General features: G+C 61.1%; 24 protein-coding genes and 1 riboswitch. Of the genes, 13 read left to right on the forward strand and 11 right to left on the reverse strand.

The genetic code is table 11. The features are described 5' to 3' along the window. Window positions 1-38: 38 nt before the first annotated feature. The 5 genes from ACEN84_RS09910 to ACEN84_RS09930 form a co-directional block, all read right to left on the reverse strand. Window positions 39-1,007 carry an adenosine deaminase gene (locus ACEN84_RS09910; protein WP_413710735.1) on the reverse strand — a complete coding sequence of 323 codons (969 nt, stop codon included), beginning with the start codon at window positions 1,005-1,007 and terminating at the stop codon, window positions 39-41. Continuing rightward, window positions 1,004-2,224 (reverse strand): phosphopentomutase, encoded by a 1,221-nt coding sequence (locus ACEN84_RS09915; protein WP_413711286.1) that lies wholly within the window; start codon window positions 2,222-2,224, stop codon window positions 1,004-1,006. The genes ACEN84_RS09910 and ACEN84_RS09915 overlap by 4 nt, the downstream gene beginning before the upstream one ends. 88 nt (window positions 2,225-2,312) lie before the next feature. Next, window positions 2,313-2,891, reverse strand: coding sequence for a TadE/TadG family type IV pilus assembly protein (locus ACEN84_RS09920; RefSeq protein WP_413711287.1), 579 nt, complete (start codon window positions 2,889-2,891; stop codon window positions 2,313-2,315). A 2-nt stretch (window positions 2,892-2,893) separates the two neighbouring features. After that, a complete protein-coding gene (locus ACEN84_RS09925) occupies window positions 2,894-3,532 on the reverse strand; it encodes a TadE/TadG family type IV pilus assembly protein (RefSeq protein WP_413710736.1) in 639 nt (212 codons plus the stop codon). A 77-nt stretch (window positions 3,533-3,609) separates the two neighbouring features. After that, window positions 3,610-4,023, reverse strand: coding sequence for a pilus assembly protein N-terminal domain-containing protein (locus ACEN84_RS09930; RefSeq protein ID WP_413710737.1), 414 nt, complete (start codon window positions 4,021-4,023; stop codon window positions 3,610-3,612). A gap of 400 nt (window positions 4,024-4,423) precedes the next feature. Between ACEN84_RS09930 and ACEN84_RS09935 the strand changes: the two genes are divergently transcribed. The 10 genes from ACEN84_RS09935 to ACEN84_RS09980 all read left to right on the forward strand — a co-directional run bounded on the left by ACEN84_RS09935 (window position 4,424) and on the right by ACEN84_RS09980 (window position 13,948). Next, window positions 4,424-4,600, forward strand: coding sequence for a Flp family type IVb pilin (locus tag ACEN84_RS09935; RefSeq protein ID WP_413710738.1), 177 nt, complete (start codon window positions 4,424-4,426; stop codon window positions 4,598-4,600). Window positions 4,601-4,682: 82 nt separating this feature from the next. Continuing rightward, a complete protein-coding gene (locus ACEN84_RS09940; protein WP_413710739.1) occupies window positions 4,683-5,195 on the forward strand; it encodes a prepilin peptidase in 513 nt (170 codons plus the stop codon). A 110-nt stretch (window positions 5,196-5,305) separates the two neighbouring features. Next, window positions 5,306-6,118: a Flp pilus assembly protein CpaB gene (gene cpaB / locus ACEN84_RS09945; protein ID WP_413710740.1), complete on the forward strand. Its 813-nt coding sequence runs from the start codon at window positions 5,306-5,308 to the stop codon at window positions 6,116-6,118. A 10-nt stretch (window positions 6,119-6,128) separates the two neighbouring features. Continuing rightward, window positions 6,129-7,634: a type II and III secretion system protein family protein gene (locus ACEN84_RS09950; RefSeq protein WP_413710741.1), complete on the forward strand. Its 1,506-nt coding sequence runs from the start codon at window positions 6,129-6,131 to the stop codon at window positions 7,632-7,634. A 26-nt stretch (window positions 7,635-7,660) separates the two neighbouring features. Continuing rightward, window positions 7,661-8,374, forward strand: a complete 714-nt coding sequence (locus tag ACEN84_RS09955) for a CpaD family pilus assembly protein (RefSeq protein WP_413711288.1) — start codon at window positions 7,661-7,663, stop codon at window positions 8,372-8,374. Window positions 8,375-8,389: 15 nt separating this feature from the next. Continuing rightward, window positions 8,390-9,670, forward strand: a complete 1,281-nt coding sequence (locus tag ACEN84_RS09960; RefSeq protein WP_413710742.1) for an AAA family ATPase — start codon at window positions 8,390-8,392, stop codon at window positions 9,668-9,670. Between the two features lie 24 nt (window positions 9,671-9,694). Beyond that, complete coding sequence (locus ACEN84_RS09965; protein ID WP_413710743.1) at window positions 9,695-11,173, forward strand: CpaF family protein; 1,479 nt, start codon at window positions 9,695-9,697, stop codon at window positions 11,171-11,173. Next, window positions 11,173-12,180 carry a type II secretion system F family protein gene (locus ACEN84_RS09970; protein ID WP_413711289.1) on the forward strand — a complete coding sequence of 336 codons (1,008 nt, stop codon included), beginning with the start codon at window positions 11,173-11,175 and terminating at the stop codon, window positions 12,178-12,180. The genes ACEN84_RS09965 and ACEN84_RS09970 overlap by 1 nt, the downstream gene beginning before the upstream one ends. A 17-nt stretch (window positions 12,181-12,197) precedes the next feature. Beyond that, complete coding sequence (locus tag ACEN84_RS09975) at window positions 12,198-13,184, forward strand: type II secretion system F family protein (protein ID WP_413710744.1); 987 nt, start codon at window positions 12,198-12,200, stop codon at window positions 13,182-13,184. Window positions 13,185-13,219: 35 nt separating this feature from the next. Beyond that, window positions 13,220-13,298, forward strand: a riboswitch (ZMP/ZTP riboswitch). 17 nt (window positions 13,299-13,315) lie between these two features. Beyond that, the gene (locus ACEN84_RS09980; protein ID WP_413710745.1) at window positions 13,316-13,948 is read left to right on the forward strand and encodes a LysE family translocator; all 633 of its coding nucleotides are present in this window, start codon (window positions 13,316-13,318) and stop codon (window positions 13,946-13,948) included. 15 nt (window positions 13,949-13,963) lie between these two features. On the opposite strand, the gene ACEN84_RS09985 is transcribed toward ACEN84_RS09980, so the two are convergent. Beyond that, window positions 13,964-14,788, reverse strand: a complete 825-nt coding sequence (locus ACEN84_RS09985) for a tetratricopeptide repeat protein (RefSeq protein ID WP_413710746.1) — start codon at window positions 14,786-14,788, stop codon at window positions 13,964-13,966. 139 nt (window positions 14,789-14,927) lie between these two features. Between ACEN84_RS09985 and ACEN84_RS09990 the strand changes: the two genes are divergently transcribed. The 3 genes from ACEN84_RS09990 to ACEN84_RS10000 all read left to right on the forward strand — a co-directional run bounded on the left by ACEN84_RS09990 (window position 14,928) and on the right by ACEN84_RS10000 (window position 17,657). Continuing rightward, the gene (locus ACEN84_RS09990; protein WP_413710747.1) at window positions 14,928-16,316 is read left to right on the forward strand and encodes a leucyl aminopeptidase family protein; all 1,389 of its coding nucleotides are present in this window, start codon (window positions 14,928-14,930) and stop codon (window positions 16,314-16,316) included. Between the two features lie 114 nt (window positions 16,317-16,430). Further along, window positions 16,431-16,781 carry a MarR family transcriptional regulator gene (locus tag ACEN84_RS09995; RefSeq protein WP_112714034.1) on the forward strand — a complete coding sequence of 117 codons (351 nt, stop codon included), beginning with the start codon at window positions 16,431-16,433 and terminating at the stop codon, window positions 16,779-16,781. A 21-nt stretch (window positions 16,782-16,802) separates the two neighbouring features. Beyond that, window positions 16,803-17,657 carry an NlpC/P60 family protein gene (locus ACEN84_RS10000; RefSeq protein WP_413710748.1) on the forward strand — a complete coding sequence of 285 codons (855 nt, stop codon included), beginning with the start codon at window positions 16,803-16,805 and terminating at the stop codon, window positions 17,655-17,657. Between the two features lie 3 nt (window positions 17,658-17,660). On the opposite strand, the gene ACEN84_RS10005 is transcribed toward ACEN84_RS10000, so the two are convergent. From ACEN84_RS10005 to ACEN84_RS10025, 5 genes are all read right to left on the reverse strand, one after another. Further along, on the reverse strand, window positions 17,661-18,512 hold the full coding sequence (locus tag ACEN84_RS10005) for an ABC transporter permease (protein WP_203430033.1): 852 nt from the start codon (window positions 18,510-18,512) through the stop codon (window positions 17,661-17,663). Next, entirely contained in the window at window positions 18,512-19,462 is a 951-nt protein-coding gene (locus ACEN84_RS10010; protein WP_413710749.1) for an ABC transporter permease, read from the reverse strand. Before ACEN84_RS10010 ends, ACEN84_RS10005 begins: the two co-directional genes overlap by 1 nt. A gap of 226 nt (window positions 19,463-19,688) precedes the next feature. Further along, complete coding sequence (locus ACEN84_RS10015; RefSeq protein ID WP_413710750.1) at window positions 19,689-21,203, reverse strand: ABC transporter substrate-binding protein; 1,515 nt, start codon at window positions 21,201-21,203, stop codon at window positions 19,689-19,691. Window positions 21,204-21,306: 103 nt separating this feature from the next. Further along, window positions 21,307-22,209 (reverse strand): LysR substrate-binding domain-containing protein, encoded by a 903-nt coding sequence (locus tag ACEN84_RS10020; RefSeq protein WP_413710751.1) that lies wholly within the window; start codon window positions 22,207-22,209, stop codon window positions 21,307-21,309. A gap of 56 nt (window positions 22,210-22,265) precedes the next feature. Then, window positions 22,266-23,234: a P1 family peptidase gene (locus ACEN84_RS10025; RefSeq protein WP_413710752.1), complete on the reverse strand. Its 969-nt coding sequence runs from the start codon at window positions 23,232-23,234 to the stop codon at window positions 22,266-22,268. Window positions 23,235-23,298: the final 64 nt, after the last annotated feature.

The following is a 23,298-nucleotide window of genomic DNA, read 5'->3' on the forward strand; positions in this document are numbered from 1 at the left end:
GGCGATTTTCACAGCATCATCCCCAGCGCCGGCGAGCGTCAGAGCTTCGCGAGCAGCGCCCGGCGCGTGTCGTCATCGACGAAGGCCGCCTCGATGCCGGTGCGGGTCAGATTGTCGATCTCGGCGTCGCTGAAGCCGAAGGCATCGGAGGCCAGCTCATATTCCCGTTTCAGCGAGGTATGGAAGAACGGCGGATCGTCCGAGCTGATCGTCACGCGCACGCCGGCTTCCTTCAGCTTGCGCAGCGGATGCGAGGCGAAATCCGGGAAAACCTTCAACGCGATATTCGAGCCCGGGCAGACTTCCAGCACGGTGCCGAGATCGGCCAGCCGCTTGACGAGATCGGTGCTTTCGATTGCCCTGACACCATGGCCGATGCGCGCAGGGCGTACATCGTTCAGCGCATCCTCGACGCTGAAGGCGCCGCAGACCTCGCCGGCATGGATCGTCAGCCCGAGACCGGCATCGCGGGCGATATCGAAGGCGCGGGCATAATCCGCCACGCGGCCCATTCGTTCTTCGCCGGCAAGGTTGAAGCCGGTGATCAGCGGGTTCTTCGCCTTCGCGGCATATTCGGCAGCGCCGATCACGCTTTCCGGGCCGAAATGGCGCTCGCCGGTAACGATCAGCCGCGCCTCGATACCGCTCTTGGCCTTGGCGCGGCGAATGCCTTCGCAGACGCCCTCGATATAGGCATCGGCGCCGAGGCCGATACGCTTGCCATGATCGGGAGAGACGATGAGCTCGCTATAGATCGTGCCGATGCCGGAGAGCTCGGCGAGATAGGTTTCCGTCAGCAGCGCATAGTCTCCCTCGGTCTTGTAGACCTCGGAAACCTTGTCGTAGCACTCCAGGAAGCTTGCAAAATCATGCCAGACATAGGCGCCATCCCTCAGATAAGGCGTGATGTCGATATTGTACTTGCGTGCCTGATCGAGCGTCAGCGCCGGCGCCGCCGCGCCCTCCAGGTGGCAGTGCAGCTCAACCTTCCTCAAATGCGATGTCATAAAAAGCTTCTCCCATGCGGCCCGGCGGCAATGCCGAGATGCCGGGCAACCGTTTCGCCGATATCGGCATATGTTCTGCGGATCCCGATATCGCGCGAGCGCAGACCGGGTCCATAGGCAAGGATCGGAACGCGTTCGCGCGTGTGGTCGGTGCCGCGCCAGGTCGGGTCGCAGCCATGATCGGCCGTCAGGATCACAAGATCGCCGGGCATCAGCTTGCGGTGAACATCGGGCAGGCGCGCATCGAAGGCTTCGAGCGCGGCGGCATAGCCCGGAACGTCGCGGCGATGGCCGTAGACCATGTCGAAATCGACGAAATTCGTGAACACCAGCTCGCCGTCCTGGGCTTCGTCCATGGCGGCCAGCGACGCATCCATCAGCGCCTCGTTGCCATTCGCCTTGATCACCCGCGAAACGCCCTGATGGGCAAAGATATCGCCGATCTTGCCGACAGCGTGGACCTTGCGCTCGGCGGTGACCAGCCGGTCGAGCAGCGTCGGCTCCGGTGGCGGTACGGAGAAGTCGCGCCGGTTGCCGGTCCGTTCGAAGGTCGAGGCCGTCTCGCCGATAAAGGGCCGGGCGATGACACGGCCGATATTGTAGCTGTCGAGCAGCGCCCGGGCGATGCGGCAGAAGCCAAGCAGCCGCTCAAGCCCGAAATGCTTCTCGTGGGCAGCCACCTGGAAGACGGAATCAGCCGACGTGTAGCAGATCGGCTTGCCCGTGCGGATATGTTCCGCGCCGAAGCGGGCGATCACCTCGGTTCCCGAAGCATGGCAATTGCCGAGAATGCCGGGCACATCGGCCGCCGAGCAGAGCGCCTCGACCAGCTGCGGCGGAAAGGCGTCGCCCTCGGTCGGGAAGTAGCCCCAATCGAAGGTGACAGGCGTACCGGCGATCTCCCAATGCCCGGATGGCGTATCCTTGCCGCGGGACACTTCGCTCGCGCATCCATGAATGCCGTAAACCTTCTCCGGCATCGGCATCCCCGCCGGAAACCGCCCGGTCGCCGCCTTCGCCGCCTGCAGCAACCCGAGAGCCGTCATATTCGGAAGCAGGAGCGGCCCGGACCGCAGCCCGGCGCGATCGGCAGCGCCGGCAGCGCAGAACTCGGCGATATGCCCAAGCGTATCAGCGCCCTCGTCGCCATAGCTGGAGGCATCCGGGCTCCCGCCCACACCGAAGGAATCGAGTACGAAAAGAAATGCACGTGCCATCATCAGACCAATTGCTGTGCGGCATCACGCCGCGATGGCGCTCAGGCATATAACGCCCGTGCTTGCTTGGCAAATTGTAGGGAGGGGTTCAGCAGTCGCCGCAGGGGATATTGTCGTTCTGGCGCTGGCGGTAATAATAGGTCCGGCTGATTGTCAGGGTTTGCATGTCGCCAGGCAGGAAGGCGGGCGTAAACGCCAGCAAGCGATATGGAATGCTGAGCTCTGCGCGAACGAGGAAGCTGCTTGGCTTCGCCATATCCGCCGGAACGGTCGAGACCGTGGAATTTACTGCATAGGGCGCCGTCGTCGAGCTATTCTGCCACGACCACAGAACCTTGGCGTTGGCGCTCGTATCCATCGTGATACCTGTCAGCTTGATCTGCACCTTCGTGGTGTTGAACGGGAAAAAGATCGCGTTTGCGACCGAGCTGATCTGCGCCAGCGAGCTCTTCGTAACGCTCTGCTGCTGGGTGACAATATCGGCAACGGAACCGGCGGCGCGCGCCGCCCGCTTGCTGACGCTCAGGCCAACCGTGATCTCGAACGCCGCGATGTAGAGCATCACTAGGATTGGAAACAGGATCGCAAACTCGATCGCACCGACACCGCTGCGATCGCGTAACAGCCGCATGAATTTGAGGCGAAGGGAGCGATTCAGCGCGCACATCATCACGGATATTGCTCGTTCTGGAATGCGGCGGTTGCTACGATCAGGTATTCGTTCAGCCGGGCACCGGTCGTTGTTGTATAGGGTGTGATGTAGGGGCGGACGAGGTCAGTGATGACCTGCCATTTATAATAGGCCCGGACCATGTTTCGTGTTCCTGATCCACCAGGGCTGTATTGCATTCCTGACGGATCCAATCCGGTCGCATTCATCGGGATCGTCGTTGGCATATCCGAAAAGTTCGTGAACGTCCGCACGTCAAGAAAGAGTTTGCTCGGCGTCGCGATCTCGGCAGCCGAGCACTGGATCAGGATCGATACTTCGTTGCAGAACGCGGTGCGAAAAGCGACGGCCGTGTTCACGTCGGTGGTTCGCCCAAGATTGTAAGTGATCTGGCCGGTACGCATCCTGCGGCTCATAGTATCAACCGCATTCGAAACCAGTTCTTCGGCCGCAAAAGCAACGAAGGTTTCGATAATCGCAAAGATCACCATGAAATAGGGAATTGCGAGCAGCGCGAACTCGATTGCCGCGGAGCCGTCACGCGAACGCGCAAATGTCCGCCAACGCCCAGGGCGCGGCTTCGCCGGCAGGGCAATATGGCCATTTTCTGGATCGGCTCTGGTCGGCAGGCTTGTCATGCACCGATCCTATGGCGCGTTCGTTGATTTTCCGTTTCAGAGCGGATCAATAGTTTAACGGAACTGTAAAGATGTCTTTATCCGCCGCTAGCGGGCGTTTCAGCCTGCTGCGTATGCTGCTCGCAAGCCGGCGAGCAGGAAAGAACGGAGCGGTCCGTTTGGCGATAGACGCGGACGGTGTTGCCTTCGTCAATCGACACGAGGATCGTCTGGTCGAGAATGGCGTTCCCATCGGAGTCGAGAAGCACGATGTTGGTCGTGCCGTAGCTTCGGCCAGTCAGAACGATCGTCTTTGCATCGGCGACGGTAGCGTCGGCGACTTTGGCGTTGCCGACGATCACTTTGCTGACCGCACGGTCAAGCTTCAGCACGCGCGCGTGATCCATATAGACCCGAAGCATATCTTCTTCTGCTACTGCAGCGTTAAATCCCGTCAGCCACGGCAGAGCGGCAATGCAGGCAATGAGTATGGTCTTGCCGCGTGACGACATGGGCTCTCTCTATGAACTCCGGCAGAATTTCAAAACAGCATGGAAAAAATTGGTGAATGAAGACTTAAGAGTCCCTCAATTCGTCAGCCCGGTGGGGAATTCATCCTGAAACCGGACATTTTCCCAGCTCCATTAGCAAGTGTGTATCATTTCAAGGAAGCGTGTGAGCTAGAATAGAACATCCTGAAGGAGCTGCGTTTCATAGTCTTTTGCATATGGATAAAATAGTAATACATCCGCTAATAAATCAATTACCATGGGCTGCTCTACTTTAGCATTAACGATCCAGTAACCCATTTCCTTAAGCCGATTGAAACAGCGCCTCGTTAGGTTGAGGCAATCCGATCAACGGCAACAGTTGGCGGACGTGCTGAACATCAACTGGAGTTAGGAGTTAGACATGACCAAGCTTGTAAGCCGTTTCCTGAAGGACGAATCTGGCGCGACCGCCATTGAATACGGCCTGATCGCAGCGCTCATTTCCGTAGCACTTATCACTGGCGCAACGAGCCTCGGCGGCACGCTGAACAACACGTTCTCGAACCTGTCCAAGACGCTCGCCAACAAGACGAACTAATGGCCGTGTTCGGAGCTGCGTGACAACGCCTCCCTGAAGGCTCACCTTGCGGTGGGCCTTCTTAATTGGTGCGAGGAGCCTCATGATAGCGGCATTTGTTTTCGTCGTATTTCCGCTCTGCCTGGCCATGGCCGCGGCATCTGACCTGTTGACGATGACGATACCCAACCGCGTATCGCTTCTCATGGCCGCCGCCTTCCTCATCATCGCACCATTGGCCGGTCTTCCTATTGCCGCGATTGCCATGAGTTTGCTTGCGGCACTGATTGTATTTGCCGTCTGCTTTGCGCTTTTTGCTTCGAACATTATGGGGGGAGGGGACGCAAAACTGCTGTCGGCCACCGCTCTCTGGTTCGGCTTTACGCAATCGCAGCTGCTCTTCGTTTCAGCCGTCGGTCTGTTTGGTGGCGTTTTGACGTTTGCCATCCTCTTGATGCGAACGCAATCGAACACCATTCTGGCGATGGGCCTGCCGCTGCCGAATTCGCTGATTCTGGCCAAGAAAATCCCTTACGGCATCGCGATCGCGGCCGGCGGCTTTGTTGCCTTTCCATCCTCCCCAATCTTCATGACAACGCTGGAAGCCCTGAAATAACGGCATTTTAAGTGCCTGTTAACTTAAAATGTAAGGCTTCCGTTAACTATAATTACACCAATTCCTGAGCATTCTGCGGGACGAATATGCATCGTCCCGAGGAATGATCGATGAAACCCGCCCGTCTTCTTATTCTTTCAGTGGCCGTCGTCGCCGCCGGCTTGGCCGGCCTGCTGGCGATGCAGCTCGCTGGACGCGGTGGCGTGGTCACTCAGGTTCAGTCGGTCGTCGAAAAGGAACCGACGGTTAACGTACTGGTCTCCAGCGCCAATCTTCCCGTCGGCGCGCGCATCGACGACAAGGCCGTCCATTGGATGCCCTGGCCGCAGGACGGTGTCGTACAAGGGTTTATCACCGAGACTGACAAGCCCGATGCTCTCAAGGACCTGCAAGGCGCCGTCGTGCGCCTGCCGATCTTCGAGGGCGAGCCGATCCGCCCGGAGAAGGTGGCTGACTCCAACAGTCGGATTCTCTCTGCGCTCCTGCCTGCCGGCAAGCGCGCAGTTGCGACCGAAATCTCGGTCGCAACTGGCGCCGGTGGCTTCATTCTTCCGAACGACCGTGTTGACGTCATCATGGTTCGCAAAGGGCAGGGGTCGGACAAGTTTGTCACCGAAAGCGTCCTGAGCAATGTGCGCGTCCTGGCGATCGACCAGTCGATCCAGGAAAAGGAGGACGGTTCCAAGGCAGTCGTTGGTTCGACCGCGACACTTGAGCTCACCCCCGATCAGGCAAAGGTTCTGATTGTCGCACAGCAGATGGCGGATCGCCTCTCGCTGACGCTGCGCTCCGTCGCCGATGCGCAGGAACAGGATACGGGCGCCGCCGATTACCTGCTGAGCGGCGATAACGGTAACGCGATGGTTCAGATCATCAAGTCAGGCGCGATCGTCACCGACAGCGCCGCGCCAAAGGCAGAATGAGGACGTTGGGATGATCAAGACAACACGGCGCACGAAACTTCTGCTCAATACTGTTCTGTCCATGACAGTGACCTTGACGGGTCTCGTGCCGGAATTCATGGCGCCGGTCTTCGGCGCCAGAAGTGCATTTGCCGACGCCGACGGCATTGTCCGCATCTCGCAAAGCGGTCCTGGTGCCCATCGCCGCCTGAAGCTCGGCCTCAACAAGGCGGTCGTCGTCGATTTGCCTGAGGACGCGCATGATATCCTCGTTTCCGATCCGTCGATGGCGGATGCCGTGACGCGTACGTCGCGCCGCATCTATCTTTTCGGCAAGAAGGTTGGCCAGACGAACATCTTCATCTTTGGCGCTGACGGTCAGGAAGTCGTCAGCCTCGATATCGAAATCGAGCGCGACGTTTCCGGTCTCGAGGCAAATCTGAAGCGCTTCATTCCGGACTCGAACATCAATGTCGAGATCGTCTCCGACAATATCGTGCTGACCGGCACGGTGCGTACGCCCCAGGATGCGTCGCAGGCAGCTGACCTGGCGGGCGCCTTCCTGAAGGGTGGCGAAGCGACGACGCGTACGGAGACGGCATCGAGCAGCGCGCAACAGGGCGACGTAGCCCTCTTCGCCGAAGCTCGCCAGCAGTCCCAAGTGGTCAATCTGCTGCAGATCCAGGGCGAGGATCAGGTAACGCTGAAGGTGACGATCGCTGAGGTTCGCCGCGAAATCCTCAAGCAGATCGGCTTTGACAATCTTGTTTCCGGCTCATCGGGCCTGACGGTCGCGCAGCTCGGAGCGCCGGCCGTCGATGGCGCCGCGTCTGTCGCTGGTGGTGGTCTCGCAGCGCTCTTCAAGTCGTCGATCGGGAAATACGATATCTCGACCTACCTGAATGCGCTTGAGCAGGCCAAGGTCGTCAGAACGCTCGCCGAGCCAACGTTGACCGCAATCTCTGGGCAGGCCGCGACCTTCAATTCCGGTGGTCAGGTTCTGTATTCCACGACTGACAATGACGGCAACGTCACTGTCGTTCCATACAATTACGGTATCAATCTCGGCTTCAAGCCGGTCGTCCTCTCATCGGGCCGCATAAGCCTCGAGATCAAGACCAATGTTTCCGAGCCCGCTCCGTCGGCGACAGGCTCTGCACCGACTTATCAGCGCCGCTCGGCCGAAACCTCGGTGGAACTTCCGTCCGGCGGCTCGATCGCCCTTGCCGGCTTGATCCGCGACAACGTTTCGCAGACCTCGAATGGCACGCCGGGCGTCAACAAGATCCCGCTGCTCGGCACGCTCTTCCGCCAGCGAAGCGTTCAGCGCGAAGAGACCGAGCTGGTGATCATCGCTACGCCCTATCTGGTGCGCCCGGTTGCCCGCAATCAGCTGAACCGTCCGGACGATAACTTTAGCCCGGAGAACGACGGCCAGGCCTTCTTCATGAACCGTGTGAACAAGGTGTACGGCAGCCGAGAGGCGCCGGTCGCCGACGCGCAGTTCCATGGCTCCATCGGGTTTATCTACAAATGAGAACGGCGCGGCTGGAAACGATTATGATGAAGTCCAATCAGGCGGTGGCCGGTATGACACAGATGAAGACAAACGCTCCGAGATTGCTGGCAATGGCCGGCTTGCTGGCGGCGGCCGCTCTGACGGGCTGCGCGGCGCCGCGCGACAATCTGACGACCGGCGGCATTCCCGACGATTACCGCCAGCGCCACCCGATCGTCGTGACCGAAGCGGAGCAGGCTGTCGATATCCCGGTTGCCACCACGGATCGCCGGCTGACCATCGCTCAAAAGGATCTCATTCGCGGATTCGCAACGACGTATATGTCGCGCGCGTCCGGCCCGGTTTACCTGATGTCGCCGCAGGGCTCCGCCAACGCCTCGGCGGTCAGCCAGCTGCGCGGTCAGGTTCGCGCCGAGCTTGCTTCGCGCGGCATCTCGACCTCCAAGATTGTCTACGCCTCCTATGCTGCGGCTGGCGGCGGAGATGCGGCACCCATCCGCCTGACCTTCACGGGTACGACCGCCGTCACGACGCAATGCGGCCAGTGGCCGAAGGATATCGGCGGCGGCTTCGACAATCAGAACTATTACAATTTCGGCTGCGCCTATCAGAACAACCTGGCGGCGCAGGTTGCCAACCCTGAGGACTTCATTGCGCCGCGTGGCATGACGCCGATCGATGCGGCGCGCCGCAACGACGCTATTACCGAGTATCGCACCTACCGGACGACGCTCGATCAGTCCAACTCTGGCTTCTAAGTACGGAATCGAACGATGAGCGCAGTCGAATACGAGATCAAGAACACGACGGAGCTTCGCAACGCCGAGGAATCCGTTCGCATGGCCGATCTCGAGAATATGCGGCCCCTGCCGCGTATTTCGGTTCACGCCTTCTGCGAGAGCGAAGCGCTGCAGGAAGTGATGGAGCGCTGTGGCAACGACCGCCGTGTCTCCAAGGTCAGCCTGCGCATCACCAGCGGCGGCATCGCAGCTGCGGCCAATATGTTCCAGACGACGCCGACGCCGAACCTCATCATTCTCGAGACCAAGGCGAACGCTGCAAACCTGCTCGCCGAGCTCGCGCCGCTCGCCAGCGTCTGCGATCCCTCGACCAAGGTCGTCATCGTCGGCTATTACAACGATATCGCGCTTTACCGCGAACTGATCCGCAACGGCATCTCCGAATATATGGTGCAGCCGGTCTCCATGCCCGATGTCATGATGGCCATGGCGCAGATCTTCGTCGATCCGGATGCCGAGCCGCTTGGCCGCAGCATTGCTTTCATCGGCGCAAAAGGCGGCGTCGGTGCCTCGACCATCGCCCACAACTGCGCCTTCGGCATCTCCAGCCTGTTCTCGACAGAAACGATCCTTGCCGACCTCGATCTTCCCTATGGCACGGCGAACATCGATTTCGACCAAGATCCGACGCAGGGTATTGCCGAAGCCGTCTACGCGCCGGAGCGCCTCGACGAAGTATTTCTCGATCGCCTGCTGACGAAATGCTCGGAGCATCTGTCGATGCTGGCGGCGCCATCGCTCCTCGATCGCGCCTATGATTTTGATGGTCACGCATTCCAGCCGGTTCTCGACGTGTTGCAGCGGAGCGCCCCGGTTACGGTTCTCGATGTTCCGCATGTCTGGTCGGAATGGACGCGCTCCGTGCTTGGCGCCGCAGACGAAGTGGTGATCTGCGCCGCGCCCGACCTCGCGAACCTGCGCAACACCAAGAACATGCTCGACGCGCTGCGCAAGCTGCGCCCGAACGACAAGGCGCCGCATCTGATCCTCAACCAGGTCGGCATGCCGAAGCGCCCTGAAATTGCTCCCGGCGACTTCTGCGAGCCGCTGGAGACCGATCCGATCGCGATCATCCCCTTCGATATCAACCTCTTCGGCAATGCCGCAAACAGTGGCCGGATGATCTCCGAAATGGATCCCAAGTCGCCGACAGCGGAAACCTTCTCGCAGCTTTCGCACATCGTCACCGGCCGCGTTGCCGTGAAGAAGGCGAAGCGCGGCGGCCTTCTCGGACTTCTGAAGCGCGGCAAGTAACGTAAAGCGTAGATTGGAATTGGCATGTTCGGAAAACGCGGAAATGATGGTTTCGGAAAGGCCGGCGGCGTAGCAGCGCCACCGCCGCCGGTTGCCGCTGCCGCACCGGCATCCAGCTCGCCCCAGGTCCTCGTCGAGCCCGCCAGGGAAAATGCCCGCCAGCAGATGGCGCCGCCGCCGATGCAGACGCCGCAGCGCCGCCGCCCGGTTCGTACCGAAGAATATTACGACACCAAGACGCAGGTCTTTTCGGCGCTGATCGATACGATCGACCTGTCGCAGCTTGCCAAGCTCGATGGCGAGAGTGCGCGCGAAGAAATCCGCGATATTGTCAATGACATCATCACGATCAAGAACTTCGCGATGTCGATTTCCGAGCAGGAGGAACTGCTCGAAGATATCTGCAACGACGTTCTCGGTTATGGTCCGCTCGAGCCGCTGCTGGCGCGCGATGACATCGCCGACATCATGGTCAATGGCGCCGGCCAGACCTTCATCGAAGTCGGCGGCAAGACGATGGAGTCGGAAATCCGCTTCCGTGACAACTCGCAGCTCCTGTCGATCTGCCAGCGCATCGTCAGTCAGGTCGGCCGCCGCGTCGATGAATCGAGCCCGATCTGCGACGCCCGCCTTCCTGACGGTTCGCGTGTCAACGTTATCGCGCCACCACTGGCGATCGACGGTCCGGCACTGACCATTCGTAAGTTCAAGAAGGACAAGCTGACACTGGACCAGCTGGTCCGCTTCGGCGCGATCACGCCCGAGGGCGCGACGCTGCTGCAGATCATCGGCCGCGTTCGCTGCAACGTCGTTATCTCCGGCGGTACCGGTTCCGGTAAGACGACGCTGCTGAACTGCCTGACGAATTACATCGACCGTGACGAACGCGTCATTACCTGCGAAGACACGGCCGAACTTCAGCTGCAGCAGCCGCATGTCGTACGCCTCGAAACGCGCCCTCCGAATATCGAAGGTGAAGGCGAGATCACCATGCGCGATCTCGTCAAGAACTGCCTTCGTATGCGTCCTGAACGCATCATCGTCGGCGAAGTGCGCGGACCCGAGGTTTTTGACCTCTTGCAGGCGATGAACACCGGCCATGATGGCTCGATGGGCACGATCCACTCGAACTCGCCGCGCGAATGCTTGAGCCGTATTGAATCGATGATCGCCATGGGCGGCTTCAGCCTGCCCGCCAAGACCGTCCGCGAAATCATCGCAGGCTCTATTGATGTGATCATCCAGGCGGCTCGTCTGCGCGATGGCTCGCGCCGCATTACGGCGATCACCGAGGTGATCGGCATGGAAGGTGATGTCATCATCACCCAGGACCTGATGCGCTACGAGATCGAAGGCGAAGATGCCGCCGGCCGCCTCCTCGGCCGCCATATGTCGACCGGTATCGGCAAGCCGAATTTCTGGGACCGCGCCCGCTACTACAATGAAGAAAAGCGCCTGGCCGCTGCTCTCGATGAGATGGAAGCAAAGTCGAAGGGGGCATGATGTTCGGGCTTGATCCAGTCGTTCTCGGTATCATTCTCCTCGTTGCAGTTGCCGCGGGTGCAGTTTGCTACGGCGTTCTCTTCACCCGGATGGAAACCGAGAAGAAAGCCGCAAGCCGCGTGAGCCGTGTTGGCTCGGCTGAAGTGGACCACGCAAAGACTAAGGCGGCACGCGACCGGGTTCAGGAAATGTCCAAGCGCCGCAAGTCGGTCCAGGACAATCTGAAAGATTTGGAGAAGCGCCAGCAGGAAAACTCCAAACGTAAATTGTCTTTGAAATCGCGGTTGATCCAGGCCGGTTTTTCTATAACGCCTGTACGGTTCTATACGATCAGCGGTTTCGTTGGGTTCTTCCTGATGACGATCGCCTTCCTTGCAGGCGCGCCGACTTTGGTCACGCTCGCAATCCCCGTTGTTGCCGGCCTCGGCCTGCCGCGCTGGATTCTCGGCTTCCTCATCAAGCGCCGTCAGAACAAGTTTCTCGATGAATTTCCGAACGCGCTCGATGTCATCGTTCGTTCCATCAAGTCGGGTCTCCCCCTGAACGATGCAATCCGCCTGATCGCCAACGAAGGCCGTGACCCCGTCAAGAGCGAATTCCGGCGTGTTGTTGAATCGCAGCAGGTTGGCCTCAGCGTACCCGATGCTTGCATGCGCATGACCAATTACATGCCGCTTCAGGAAGTCAGCTTTTTCGCGATTGTCATCGCCATCCAGTCTCAGGCCGGTGGTAACCTGTCTGAGGCGATCGGCAATCTGTCCAAGGTGCTGCGCGACCGCAAGAAGATGAAAGCCAAGGTCAAGGCGTTGTCGATGGAAGCCAAGGCATCCGCAGTCATCATCGGCGCGCTGCCCTTCGTCGTCGCGACGCTCGTCTATCTGACCTCGCCGCAATACATGCTCATTCTCTTTACCGACCCGCGCGGTCACTTGATCATGGGCGTCTCGGCGGTCTGGATGTCGATCGGCATCTTCGTCATGCGCAACATGGTCAGCTTTGACATCTAACGGAGAGGACGCGAACCATGTCTTCGGATCTTGCCACGCGACTGACCGATCCGGCCATGCTTGTCGCGCTCTTCGTCGCGATCGCGGTGTTCGCAACGCTCTACACGATCGCCGTCCCGTTCTTCGAACGCGGTGACCTTAACAAGCGCATGCGTGCCGTCTCGTCCGAGCGTGACCAGATTCGTGCTCGCGAACGTGCGCGCATGAATTCGGAGGGGTCTACAAGCAAGGCATCCCTTCGCGCTCATAATAACCGCTCTGTCCGCCAGATCGTCGAGCGCTTCAATCTGCGCGAAGCGCTGGTCGATGAGAACACTATGAACAAGCTGAGGGCGGCGGGCTACCGTTCCGAAAACGCTCTCAATACCTTTCTGGTTGCCCGTTTCCTGTTGCCATTTCTGTTTCTCGCAGTTGGCGCGTTCTATATCTTCGGTCTCGGGCATCTGATCGAAAAGCCCATGCCGATCAGGATTTTTGCAGTTATCGGCATTGCCTATCTCGGCTTTTATGCGCCAAACATCTTCATCTCCAACCGCATGAGCAAGCGCCAGCATTCGATCAAACGTGCTTGGCCGGATGCGCTCGACCTGATGCTGATTTGCGTGGAATCGGGTATCTCCATCGAAGCTGCGATGCGCCGCGTTTCGGAAGAGCTTGGCGAGCAGTCGCCGCCGCTGGCTGAGGAAATGGTCCTGACCACTGCTGAGCTCTCATTCCTGCCTGACCGTCGCCAAGCGCTCGAAAACCTTGGCACTCGCACGCAGATCCCGCTCGTCCAGTCCGTCACCCAGGCACTGATCCAGGCAGACCGCTACGGTACGCCGATCTCCCAGGCGCTCCGCGTTCTGGCGCAGGAAGGCCGTGACGAGCGTATGAACGAGGCGGAGAAGAAGGCCGCCGCGCTGCCGCCGAAGCTCACCGTTCCGATGATCCTGTTCTTCCTGCCGGTGCTCGTTGCCGTCATTCTTGGCCCTGCCGGTATCCAGGTTGCCGATCGCTTCTGATGTCTCTTGAAGGCTTCGGCGAATGGGTTTAGCCATAGGCTCCGCGTGACTGGCGATTGAGATGGATGACCATCGGGGAGCGCGGGCTTTACGCCGCTCGCCTGGGCACCTTCAGTCACAAAGGAGCCCCTATGTCTTCAGCTGCCATTCTTTTCAGTATTTTTGCCGCCATGCTCGTCGGTGCGATGAGCCCTGGCCCAAGCTTCGTGGTCGTATCGCGCATTGCCATTTCCCGCTCTCGCCTGGATGGGCTGGCCGCCGCGGTCGGCATGGGCGTCGGCGGCATCACCTTCAGCGTTCTTGCTCTTGCGGGGTTGACGGCTCTGCTGACGCAATTCGCCTGGCTCTATATCGTTCTGAAGGTCGCCGGCGGTGCCTATCTCGTCTACATCGCCTACCGGATCTGGCGGGGCGCAAAAGAGCCGCTGACGGTTGGCGATGCCGTGGACGGTCGCTCTTCGATCCGCCGTAGCTTCACAACGGCGCTGCTGACGCAGCTCAGCAATCCGAAAACAATCATCGTTTATGCCAGCATCTTTGCGGCTTTCCTGCCGAAAGTCATTCCGCTTGGCGTCATCATCGGCCTGCCGATCGGCATCTTCGCAATCGAGGCTGGATGGTACGCGATCGTGGCGCTGGCTTTCTCGTCGCAGCGCCCGCGCCAAGCCTATTTGGCTGCGAAAGCCTGGATCGATCGCGCAGCCGGGCTCGTCATGGGTGGCCTCGGGTTGAGGCTGATCGTTTCCGGCATGATGCTGCGCTAGGCTCTATCTTGGGCGTCAGTTGGTGTTGTTCGCCTGCTGGCCGTCCTTGGAAGCGAGCTTCTGCCAAGAATTCTGCTGCGACAGCATCGAGCGCAGGTAGGCGACATTGGCGTCTGCCTGCTGCTGCGAAAGCTCGCGGCGGGCGATCTGCTCTGCCTCGGGGAAGCGTCCCTGCAGGCCGACGACCAGCGCCAGGTTCTGGCGGACGCGGCTGTCGGCGGTCGGCTGGCCAGCCGCCTGGCGCAGATAGGTCTCCGCGGTGCGAAGGTCACCGGTCAGCACATAGGACATGCCGAGATTGGAGAGGACGGACGGTTCGTTCGGCATGATGTCGAGCGCGTCGCGGTAGCGGGCGCGGGCCTCGCTCGGCTTGCCCATCTGGTCGAGAATGGCGCCTTGAGCGGAAACCAGCTTCCAGTCCGGACGATCAGGCGTCTGAGCACGGCCGATCGTGTCGAGCGCCTGCTGCAGCTGTCCGGCAGCGGCCTGCGCCTTGCCGTAGGCAGCAAGAACATTGCGGTCATTCGGATTGGAGATCGCCACCTGCTGCATGACGGCCAACGCCTGCGCGTCGCGGCCGGCCGAGCGCAGCAGCGTCGCGTAGTAGACGCCGCTGACGGGATCGCGCGGGTTCTTCTCGTAGATCTGGCCTGCACGTTCGGTCGCGCTGCGTACTTCGGTGGCGTCCATGCTCTCTACGGGTCTCGTGGAGGCTGGGATCGAGCCCGTCGTCATCTTGTCCTTGGTGGTCGAGCAGCCGGCAAGCGCCAGGCCGATCATTGCCAAAGCGGCCCCCTGGAGGATACGGTTCTTGAACGGAGTGGTAGCCGAACGAGGCATGGCGCTTTCCTGAATTCAGAAACAGGCGCCTGACCTCTAAGCGGAACAGGGAAAGGTGTGACGCAATCTTCGCTCCAGCAATAGTCTGTTAACCCTAACAGACCGTTAAAAAACGATTCCGATACCGCCGAAGGACATCATGGCCCCCTATCAATTTATTGAGAGACCGACCCCTTTCAACAACAAGGGCGGCTCGACGCTTCCGATTTTCGCCGTCACCCCCGCGCATATCGAGACCGGCACGATCGATCCGATCGCCCTCGACTGGGCAAAGAAGGCAGGTTACCGCGCTGAAAGCGGCTCGCTGCTTTTGATCCCGACTGCGGAAGGCCATCTTGGTGGCGCGCTGTTCGGCCTCGGCACCAATCCTTCGGAACAGCCCTACATCACCGGCAAGCTGGCGCGCTCGCTGCCGGCCGGCGACTGGCATATCGAAACCGCGCCGCTGACGGCAAACCGCCTGTCTCTAGGCTTTGGTCTCGGCAGCTACCGCTTCGATCGCTACCGCTCCGAAAAGCCCGCCGCAGCAACGCTGATGATCCCGCGCGATGCCGATGCTGCCGATATCAAGCGTCAGCTTGCCGGCGTCTTCCTCGCCCGCGATCTGATCAACACCCCGACCAACGATATGGGACCGGAGCAGCTGGAAGGAGCCTTCCGTGGGCTCGCTGAGCACTACAAGGCAGAGATGTCCGTCATCATCGGCGATGACCTGCTCAAGGAGAACTTCCCGCTGGTCCATACCGTCGGCCGCGCCAGCGCCGATGCGCCGCGTCTGCTCGAGCTGCGTTGGGGCAAGAAGGGTCATCGCAAGGTTACGCTTGTCGGCAAGGGCGTCTGCTTCGATACCGGCGGCCTCGACATCAAGCCGGCATCGTCCATGCTGCTGATGAAGAAGGACATGGGTGGGGCGGCCAACGTCATGGGCCTGGCGCTGATGATCATGGATGCCAAGCTGAAGGTCGACCTGCGCGTCATCATCCCCGTTGTCGAGAACTCCATCTCGGCCAATGCCTTCCGTCCGGGCGACATTTACAAGAGCCGCAAGGGCCTGACCGTTCAGATCGACAATACCGATGCCGAAGGCCGTCTCATTCTGGCGGATGCGCTCACCTATGCCGACGAGGAATCCCCGGATCTCCTGATCGACATGGCAACGCTGACCGGTGCCGCCCGCGTTGCGCTGGGTCCTGATCTGCCGCCTTTCTTCACCGATGACGAGGGCCTTGCTCACGATCTGACGGAAGCCAGCCTTGAGACCGACGATCCGTTGTGGCGCCTGCCGCTCTATATGGGCTACGACAAGGACATCCGCGCCAAGATCGCCGATATCACCAATGCGCCGGCAGGCGGCATGGCTGGCGCCATCACGGCTGCCCTGTTCCTGAAACGCTTCGTCAGCAAGGCAAAGAGCTGGGCGCATTTCGACATCTACGGCTGGGCGCCCTCCGAGCGTGCGCATTCCCCGGGTGGTGGCGAGGCGCAGGCGATCCGCGCGCTCTATCACCATATCCGCCAGGGCGCCTGAGCCGATCGTTAAAATTTTATTCACCTTGAGAGGCGGCAGTTCATGCCGCCTCTTGCATGAGAGCGGCAGGCTGCGAAAATAGGAACGTTAGCGTAACGATTTTCCGGAGAGGCCGTGCCGATCGAACTGAGTGCATCCCAGGCATTGGGGCTCTGGCATGGCGTGGCGCTCGATCAGGTGCGCCACGACGATCGCGACCTGACGCTGCGCCAGATGGCGATTCTCCTGCATATCTATCTCGTCCCGCCGCCGCATACCGTGCGCGGGCTCGCCGCCACCCTCGGCGTCACCAAGCCCGTCATCACCCGCGCTCTCGATACCATGGGTGAAATGGGCCTCGTCGACAGGGTGCGCGACGATGCAGATCGGCGTAATGTGATCATCAAGCGCACCGTCGGCGGCGCGCTCTATCTCGAGAAGCTGGGCGATCTCGTGCGCGAGCAGGGCCGCAAGCTTCCGGTATAAGGGCCAGAGTAAAGGATTGTCATGACCATGTTCGACCGGCGCCTGAACGCCTATAGACCGGATCTCGCGGAGGCCTCCCTCAAGGGCAAGGTCGAGGCCGAGCGCTTCGTCGAGGGCATGCCGGCACGGATCGCTGTTCCCGTCGCGCCGCTTCGCCCGGTCCCGGATCTGGCACGCGGCATCGATACGGAATTGCTGATGGGCGAGGACGTCACCGTCTTCGACCGTTCGAACGGTTGGTGCTGGGTCAAGGCGGTCTCTGACGGTTATGTCGGCTACCTGCCGGAGGCGATGCTGGCGACGGTTGATGTCGAGCCGACGCATGTCGTCAATGTCCAGCGCACCTTCATCTATCCCGAGCCTGAGCTCCGAAAGCCCTACCAGACCATCCTGTCGATGGGCAGCCGTGTCCGCGTCACCGGTCAGGCCGAGGCGCGGGGCAATCACTACCATGTGCTGGCCGATGGAACGGCGATTTTCGAAAAGCACCTGCAGCCGATCGGCGCGGGTGAGGGCGCCGATTACGTCGAGGTCGCGCTGCAGTTTCTGAACACACCCTATCTCTGGGGTGGCCGCTCTGGACTGGGGATCGATTGCTCCGGCCTCGTTCAGCTCGCCGCCTTGATGACCGGCCGCAGCACGCCGCGCGACACGGACATGCAGGCGGCAGCTCTTGGTGCGCCGATCGACCGCTCGGAGCTTCGACGCGGCGATCTGGTGTTCTGGAAGGGTCATGTGGCGATCATGGAAGACCCGGATACCATCATCCATGCCAACGGCCACACGATGACCGTCGCCCGCGAGAATTTCGAAGAAGCGGTCAAGCGTATCGGCTGGCTCTACGAGATGCCGACCGGCTACCGTCGCCCGTTCTAATCTCTAGCGCTGCCTTGGATCCAGCCAGTCGCGCAGCCCATCGCCCAGCATGTTGAATCCGAGAACAGCAAGCGCGATCGCCAGGCCAGGCAGTATCGCAAGCCACGGCGCGATGCCCATGAAGGTCTGCGAATCGGCCAGCATCTTGCCCCAGGTCGGCGCCGGCGGCGCCATGCCGAGACCGAGAAAGCTCAGGCCCGCCTCGGTCAGGATCGCCAGCCCCAGCTGGATCGTGGCGTGAACGATGATCTGGCTCATGATATTCGGCGCCACATGCCGGATCGAGATCGTCAGCCGGCTGTTGCCGATTGCTTGTGCCGCAAGCACATAGTCGCGGCTCCAAGCCTGTAATGAGGTCGCCAGCGTCACGCGTGCGAAGACCGGGATCATGAAGACGGCAATCGCTGTGATGGCCGTGAACCGGCCGGGGCCGAGAAAGGCACCGAGGATCATCGCCGAGAGGATCGGCGGCAGCGCGAATATCACGTCGCAGACGCGCATCAGCACCGCTTCGAACGGTCCGCGGATCGCTGCAGCCGAAATGCCGACGATCGAGCCGATCGTTCCGCCGATGGCAACTGCGGTGACCGCTATAGATAGCGAATTCCAGCACCCTGCCATCAGCATCGATAGGACGTCTCGGCCGAATTGATCGGTGCCGAGCAGTCCGTAGCCAAGCGGCGGCTGCAGCTTGTGAATGATCTGCATCTTCGCCGGCGGCAATGGCGTCCAGAACAGCGAGAGCACGGCAATAGCTGCTAGGATGCCGACGATCACGACTCCTGCGATCAGACTAATTCGCCGGCTAATTCTGTTGACTCCGAGCTGCGCTCCCGTCGCGACAAAGAATGCCATCATGCCCCCTCTCGCCGCAGCCGCGGATCGATGGCGAGATAGGACATGTCGACGATGAAATTCATGATGATGACCAGCGCTGCGAAGAACAGCACGACGTCCTGCATGACGATGATATCCCGCTGCGCAAGCGCCTGCAGCGCAAGCCGCCCCAGCCCCGGGAGGTTGAAGACGTTCTCGACCAGCACAGCACCGGCGACGAGAAAGGTGAACTGCAGGCCAAGCACCGTCAGGATCGGGACCAACGCATTCGGCACGGCATGGCGCCACAGCACGCCCTTGTCGGACAGCCCCTTGGCCCGCGCGGTCCGCGTAAAATCCTCGTGCAGCACGTCGAGCACCGCCGAGCGCGTCACCCGCGTCAGCACCGCTGCCTGCGGCAGGGCGAGCGCGAAGGCGGGCATGACGAGCGCCTGCAGGGCGGCGGCGATGCCATTTTCCCAGCCGGGAAAGCCGCCGGCCGGCATCAGCCCGAGCGTCGTCGAAAACAGGATGATCATCAGCAGCGCCAGCCAGAAGCCCGGAACTGCGATGCCCATCTGCGAGAACAGGGTGGCGGCGATATCGGCGATGCCACCACGGCGGGCGGCGGCGAAAGTGCCGAGCGGCAGGGCAATGGCAATCGAGATCAGGATGGCGAAGATGGCAAGCGGCAGGGTGACGGCAAGCCGCTCGGCAATCAGCCCGGCGACCGGCACGCTGTATGTATAGGACTGGCCGAGGTCGCCGCGGAGAACGCCGGCGACCCAATGGCCGTAGCGGACGATCAGCGGCTGATCGAGACCCATATCATGGCGCAGTGCCGCAAGCGTATCGGGCGCCGCCGAGGTGCCGAGCATGATCGACGCCGGATCGCCGGGCAGCAGGTCCATGACTGCAAAGATCAGGAAGGAGACGACGAGGAGGGTGACGACCAGGCCGGCAATGCGGCGGGAGAGCAGGGCGATCATGTAGCTCGCGCCTTGTGCGACAGCGCTTGAGTTCGCACGCGGCGGCCCGGCGTTTCTCCCTCATCCTTGTGCTCGTCACAGAGGTTCAGCCACCGCGTGTCTGCGCGGTGAATGAATCGAAATCGGAGAGAGGAGTCTTCAGCGCTCCAGGGAGGGTGAAGGGCGTGCGCAGACACTACGCTATGGCAATCCCGGTTGATGACCCTACCTCCAGCCGAGCATTCGATCATTCCTCCCACGAAACATTCGTCAAAACGTTCGACGGGATCGGCTCGTTCTTCCATAGCCCCTTCAGCTTCTTGTCCCAGACGCCGAGCTTGGGCATGACGAAGAGATAGAGGGCGGGTACGTCTTCCGCCAGGATTTTCTGAGCCTCGCCATAGAGCTTGTTCTGCTCGGCCGGCTCGGCCGTCAGCTGCACCTTCTTCAACAGCGCGTTGAAGTCGGGATTGTTGTAGTTGAAGTAATAGGGATCGCGCGAATAGATATCGATGTCCATCGGTTCCGCATGGGCGACGATGGTCATTTCGTAGGCGCGGTCCTTCATCACATCCTGCACCCATTTCGCCGGAAACTCGGTTGGCTCGATATTCATCGTCACGCCAATCTCGGCAAACATTGCCTGCATCACCTGAGCGCTGCGCGGTGCATAGGCCATCTGCGGCACCTTGATGGTGAAGGAGAAGCCGTTCGGGTAGCCGGCTTCGGCAAGCAGCGCTTTGGCCTTTTCAGGATTGTAGGCGAGCACACCGGTCATGTCCTGATAGCCCGGATCGTTCGGTGTGTAGTGGCTGCCGATCGCGGTCCCGAGACCCGACCATGCGCCCTCGATCACCGTCGGCCGGTCGATCGCCATCATCAGCGCCTGACGCACCCGCTTGTCGTCGAACGGCTTCTTGGCATTGTTCATGCCGGCGACGACCTTGAGTTCGGTATTGCCGATCTCCGTCGTCAAACGGGGATCGCCGTCGAAGGAGCTCATCAATTCAGGAGCGCCGAATTCCGGTATGGCGTCGATATCGCCTGATTTCAGTGCTGCCGCCTGGGCCTGTGGGTCGGCTATGAAGCGGAAGGTTACCTTGTCGAGCTTCACCGAAACCTGCTTGTTCCAGTAGGCATCGTTTTTCGCCAACTCGACCTTGTCGCCCTTCGCCCAGTTGACGAATTTGAACGGTCCGGTGCCGACGGGCACCGTCTTGTCGTTATTGGCCGATTTCGGCCCGACCATGACCGAAGCCGGCCAGCCGAGCCAGTAAAGCAGGCTGCCTGTCGGTTCCGAGAGATGCAGAACGAGCGTGCTGGCATCCGGCGTATCGATCGAGGCGATCGACGCGAAGAAGCGCTTTTGCGGATTGACCGAGTCCTTGCCGCGCGCCCGCTCCAGCGAGAATTTCGCCGCTGCCGGATCGAAGGGCTCACCGTCGTGGAAAGTCACGCCATCCTGCAGCTTGAACGTATAGGTCAGCCCGTCAGCAGAGACCTCCCAGCTCTTCGCCAGTTGCGGCTGGACCTTGCCGTCCTCGCCGATCGAGACCAGGCCCTCGAAAACGTTCTGCCAGGTCACCTGGCCGATCGCCACAGGCACGGCGATCGTCGGGTCAAGACCGGTGGGTTCGACCGCCATGCCGAGATTGAACGTCGTCTTGGGAGCGGCATGGGCGGGAAGGGCGGTTGCGGCTGCGATGGCGCAGGCCGCAGCTAAAGCCTGCATGCGGCGGGCGGAACGGATGAGGCGGAGCATGTATATCCCGTCTTATATGGTGAACACGTTTTGTGTTCTCTGTGTACTAAAAAGCGATACACACCAAAAACGCGGGAAACGCAAGGTCTGGAAAGGCGGAACGCTAGCGGCTGGCGTTCGAGCGCATGAACTCTTCGATGAAGCCGCTGAGCTTGGCGGCAGCGAAGGACAATTGCCGGTCGGGCGCGATCGACAGCTCCGCATGCGTGCGAATCGTGCTTTCGCTGGCAAGCGGAATGGCGGTCAGCGTGCCAGCCTCGAGCTCGCGGCGCACCGAAAGCCGCGGCAGCAGCGTTACGGCCATGTCGCTGAGCACGAGTTCCTTCAGCATCTCCAGCGCGCTGACGGTGAAGGCCGGTTCGAAGGTCAGGCCCTGGCGCTCCGCTGCGGCGTCAAAGGCCTGGCGAAAGCCGAACGATGTTTCCGGCAGCGCCAGCGCGTGCCGCGCCAATTCGCGAAGCGTCACTTCCTTGCGTCCGGCGAGCGCGTGGCGGCTGGAGGCGATCACCTCATAGGCGATCTCGGAGCGGGCGATCACCTTGGCCTCGGTCATCTGCGGCGCGAACAGGGTCAGCGCCATATCGGCACGCGCTGAATTGACGGCTTCCACCGCCTGCCGCGCGCTGGTGATCATCACCTCGAAGCGGATGCTGGGATAGGTCTTGCTGAACTCGGCAAGCGCCGGGGTGAGCAGGCTGGCCACGATCGCGCCATTGGCAAAGATCGTCACCCTTCCACGCTCCAGCCCCTTCAGATCCTCGATCAGCTGCTGCACATGTTCGAGCTCGCGCAGCGTTCGCCCGGCGCGCGCCGCAAGCAGCTCTCCGGCAGCCGTCAGCGTAACCCCCCGGGCGCTGCGCTCGACGAGCGGCGTGCCGAAATAGTCTTCGAGATTTTCGATCTGGCGGCTGACGGCTGTCGGCGCAACGTTGAGGTTCTCGGCCGCCTGCCGCATCGAATTGGTTCTCACCAGCTCGTCGAAATACATCAGCGCCCGGATCTGCATGCGGTTCTCCTGCCTCTCGTCTGCCGCTTCTCTTTAGGCAATCGCAGAAGGTCCCGCTAGCCGTCCCGCCATGCGCGCTGCGCGCCTTCATGCGGCAGGGCGCTTGCCTCGTAGACGCCGCGCGCGATCGCCCGGGCCATGACGATACCGGCCAGATGGCAGAGCTCCATGAAGCCGGGCGCCTCGATCGGCTTTGCGCCGGTTGCGGCTGAGAGAACGGTATCACCGTCGAGCGGCAGATGCGCCGGGAGCAGCGCGCGTGCCAGGCCATCATGGGCAGCAATCGAAAGCCGGTGGGCCTGCGCCTTGGTCAGTATCGCGTCGGTCACCACAGCGCCGATCGTCGTCGCCGGGGCGCTCATGCCCTTCAGGCGCATGCGGTGATCGATCGTTGCGGGCATGCCGAGCCCGCCGAACTCATCATCCTGCTCAAAGGGTGCCGCCCAGAAATGCCGGCCGGCGCCGATCGTCGCCGAACCTAGCGCGTTAACGGCGACGATTGCCCCGATCCTGTGCCCGCCGCTGCCGACTGTGCTCGCCGAGCCGAGGCCACCCTTGAAGGTCGCTGTCGTCGCACCGGTGCCGGCGCCGACCGTTCCCAGCTCAAAGCGTCCAGTCGAGGCATCAGCGCAGGCGCCATAGCCCAGATCGCGATAGGGCGCATGCAGCCCCCAGTCCTTGTCGCCGCCATTCAGGAGGTCGAAGAGGATCGCCTGCGGCACGATCGGGACGCGCACATCGCCGACCGCAAAGCCACGTCCGGCTTCGCGCAAGCAGGACTGGATGCCGCCTGCGGCATCGAGACCGAAAGCCGAACCGCCGGAGAGAACGAAGGCATCGACCTTTTCGACCGTCATCGACGGGTCGAGCAAGGCGGTATCGCGCCCGCCCGGTGCACCGCCGAGAACGGTGCCCGAGGCAATCGCCGGCTGGTCGAAAATGATGGCGGTAACGCCCGATCCGAGCGTCAGGTCGGTGGCGTGGCCAACGGAGAGGCCTTCGATATCGGTGATGAGATTGAGCAAGTCGGTCCCCTTTGGCGGCGATTAGGAGCGCAACGACAGGCAAAAAACAAGACCGGCCCCGATG

Origin of the sequence: Rhizobium sp. Rhizsp82, assembly GCF_047325115.1 — a bacterium.
Classification (GTDB): domain Bacteria; phylum Pseudomonadota; class Alphaproteobacteria; order Rhizobiales; family Rhizobiaceae; genus Rhizobium.

Excerpts from the sequence above, each read along its gene's own strand:
- ACEN84_RS09910 (WP_413710735.1), bottom strand. The coding sequence starts at position 1,007 with ATGACATCGCATTTGAGGAAGGTTGAGCTGCACTGCCACCTGGAGGGC.
- ACEN84_RS09915 (WP_413711286.1), bottom strand. The coding sequence starts at position 2,224 with ATGGCACGTGCATTTCTTTTCGTACTCGATTCCTTCGGTGTGGGCGGG.
- ACEN84_RS09920 (WP_413711287.1), bottom strand. The coding sequence starts at position 2,891 with ATGTGCGCGCTGAATCGCTCCCTTCGCCTCAAATTCATGCGGCTGTTA.
- ACEN84_RS09925 (WP_413710736.1), bottom strand. The coding sequence starts at position 3,532 with ATGACAAGCCTGCCGACCAGAGCCGATCCAGAAAATGGCCATATTGCC.
- ACEN84_RS09930 (WP_413710737.1), bottom strand. The coding sequence starts at position 4,023 with ATGTCGTCACGCGGCAAGACCATACTCATTGCCTGCATTGCCGCTCTG.
- ACEN84_RS09935 (WP_413710738.1), top strand. The coding sequence starts at position 4,424 with ATGACCAAGCTTGTAAGCCGTTTCCTGAAGGACGAATCTGGCGCGACC.
- ACEN84_RS09940 (WP_413710739.1), top strand. The coding sequence starts at position 4,683 with ATGATAGCGGCATTTGTTTTCGTCGTATTTCCGCTCTGCCTGGCCATG.
- cpaB (WP_413710740.1), top strand. The coding sequence starts at position 5,306 with ATGAAACCCGCCCGTCTTCTTATTCTTTCAGTGGCCGTCGTCGCCGCC.
- ACEN84_RS09950 (WP_413710741.1), top strand. The coding sequence starts at position 6,129 with ATGATCAAGACAACACGGCGCACGAAACTTCTGCTCAATACTGTTCTG.
- ACEN84_RS09955 (WP_413711288.1), top strand. The coding sequence starts at position 7,661 with ATGAAGTCCAATCAGGCGGTGGCCGGTATGACACAGATGAAGACAAAC.
- ACEN84_RS09960 (WP_413710742.1), top strand. The coding sequence starts at position 8,390 with ATGAGCGCAGTCGAATACGAGATCAAGAACACGACGGAGCTTCGCAAC.
- ACEN84_RS09965 (WP_413710743.1), top strand. The coding sequence starts at position 9,695 with ATGTTCGGAAAACGCGGAAATGATGGTTTCGGAAAGGCCGGCGGCGTA.
- ACEN84_RS09970 (WP_413711289.1), top strand. The coding sequence starts at position 11,173 with ATGTTCGGGCTTGATCCAGTCGTTCTCGGTATCATTCTCCTCGTTGCA.
- ACEN84_RS09975 (WP_413710744.1), top strand. The coding sequence starts at position 12,198 with ATGTCTTCGGATCTTGCCACGCGACTGACCGATCCGGCCATGCTTGTC.
- ACEN84_RS09980 (WP_413710745.1), top strand. The coding sequence starts at position 13,316 with ATGTCTTCAGCTGCCATTCTTTTCAGTATTTTTGCCGCCATGCTCGTC.
- ACEN84_RS09985 (WP_413710746.1), bottom strand. The coding sequence starts at position 14,788 with ATGCCTCGTTCGGCTACCACTCCGTTCAAGAACCGTATCCTCCAGGGG.
- ACEN84_RS09990 (WP_413710747.1), top strand. The coding sequence starts at position 14,928 with ATGGCCCCCTATCAATTTATTGAGAGACCGACCCCTTTCAACAACAAG.
- ACEN84_RS10000 (WP_413710748.1), top strand. The coding sequence starts at position 16,803 with ATGACCATGTTCGACCGGCGCCTGAACGCCTATAGACCGGATCTCGCG.
- ACEN84_RS10005 (WP_203430033.1), bottom strand. The coding sequence starts at position 18,512 with ATGGCATTCTTTGTCGCGACGGGAGCGCAGCTCGGAGTCAACAGAATT.
- ACEN84_RS10010 (WP_413710749.1), bottom strand. The coding sequence starts at position 19,462 with ATGATCGCCCTGCTCTCCCGCCGCATTGCCGGCCTGGTCGTCACCCTC.
- ACEN84_RS10015 (WP_413710750.1), bottom strand. The coding sequence starts at position 21,203 with ATGCTCCGCCTCATCCGTTCCGCCCGCCGCATGCAGGCTTTAGCTGCG.
- ACEN84_RS10020 (WP_413710751.1), bottom strand. The coding sequence starts at position 22,209 with ATGCAGATCCGGGCGCTGATGTATTTCGACGAGCTGGTGAGAACCAAT.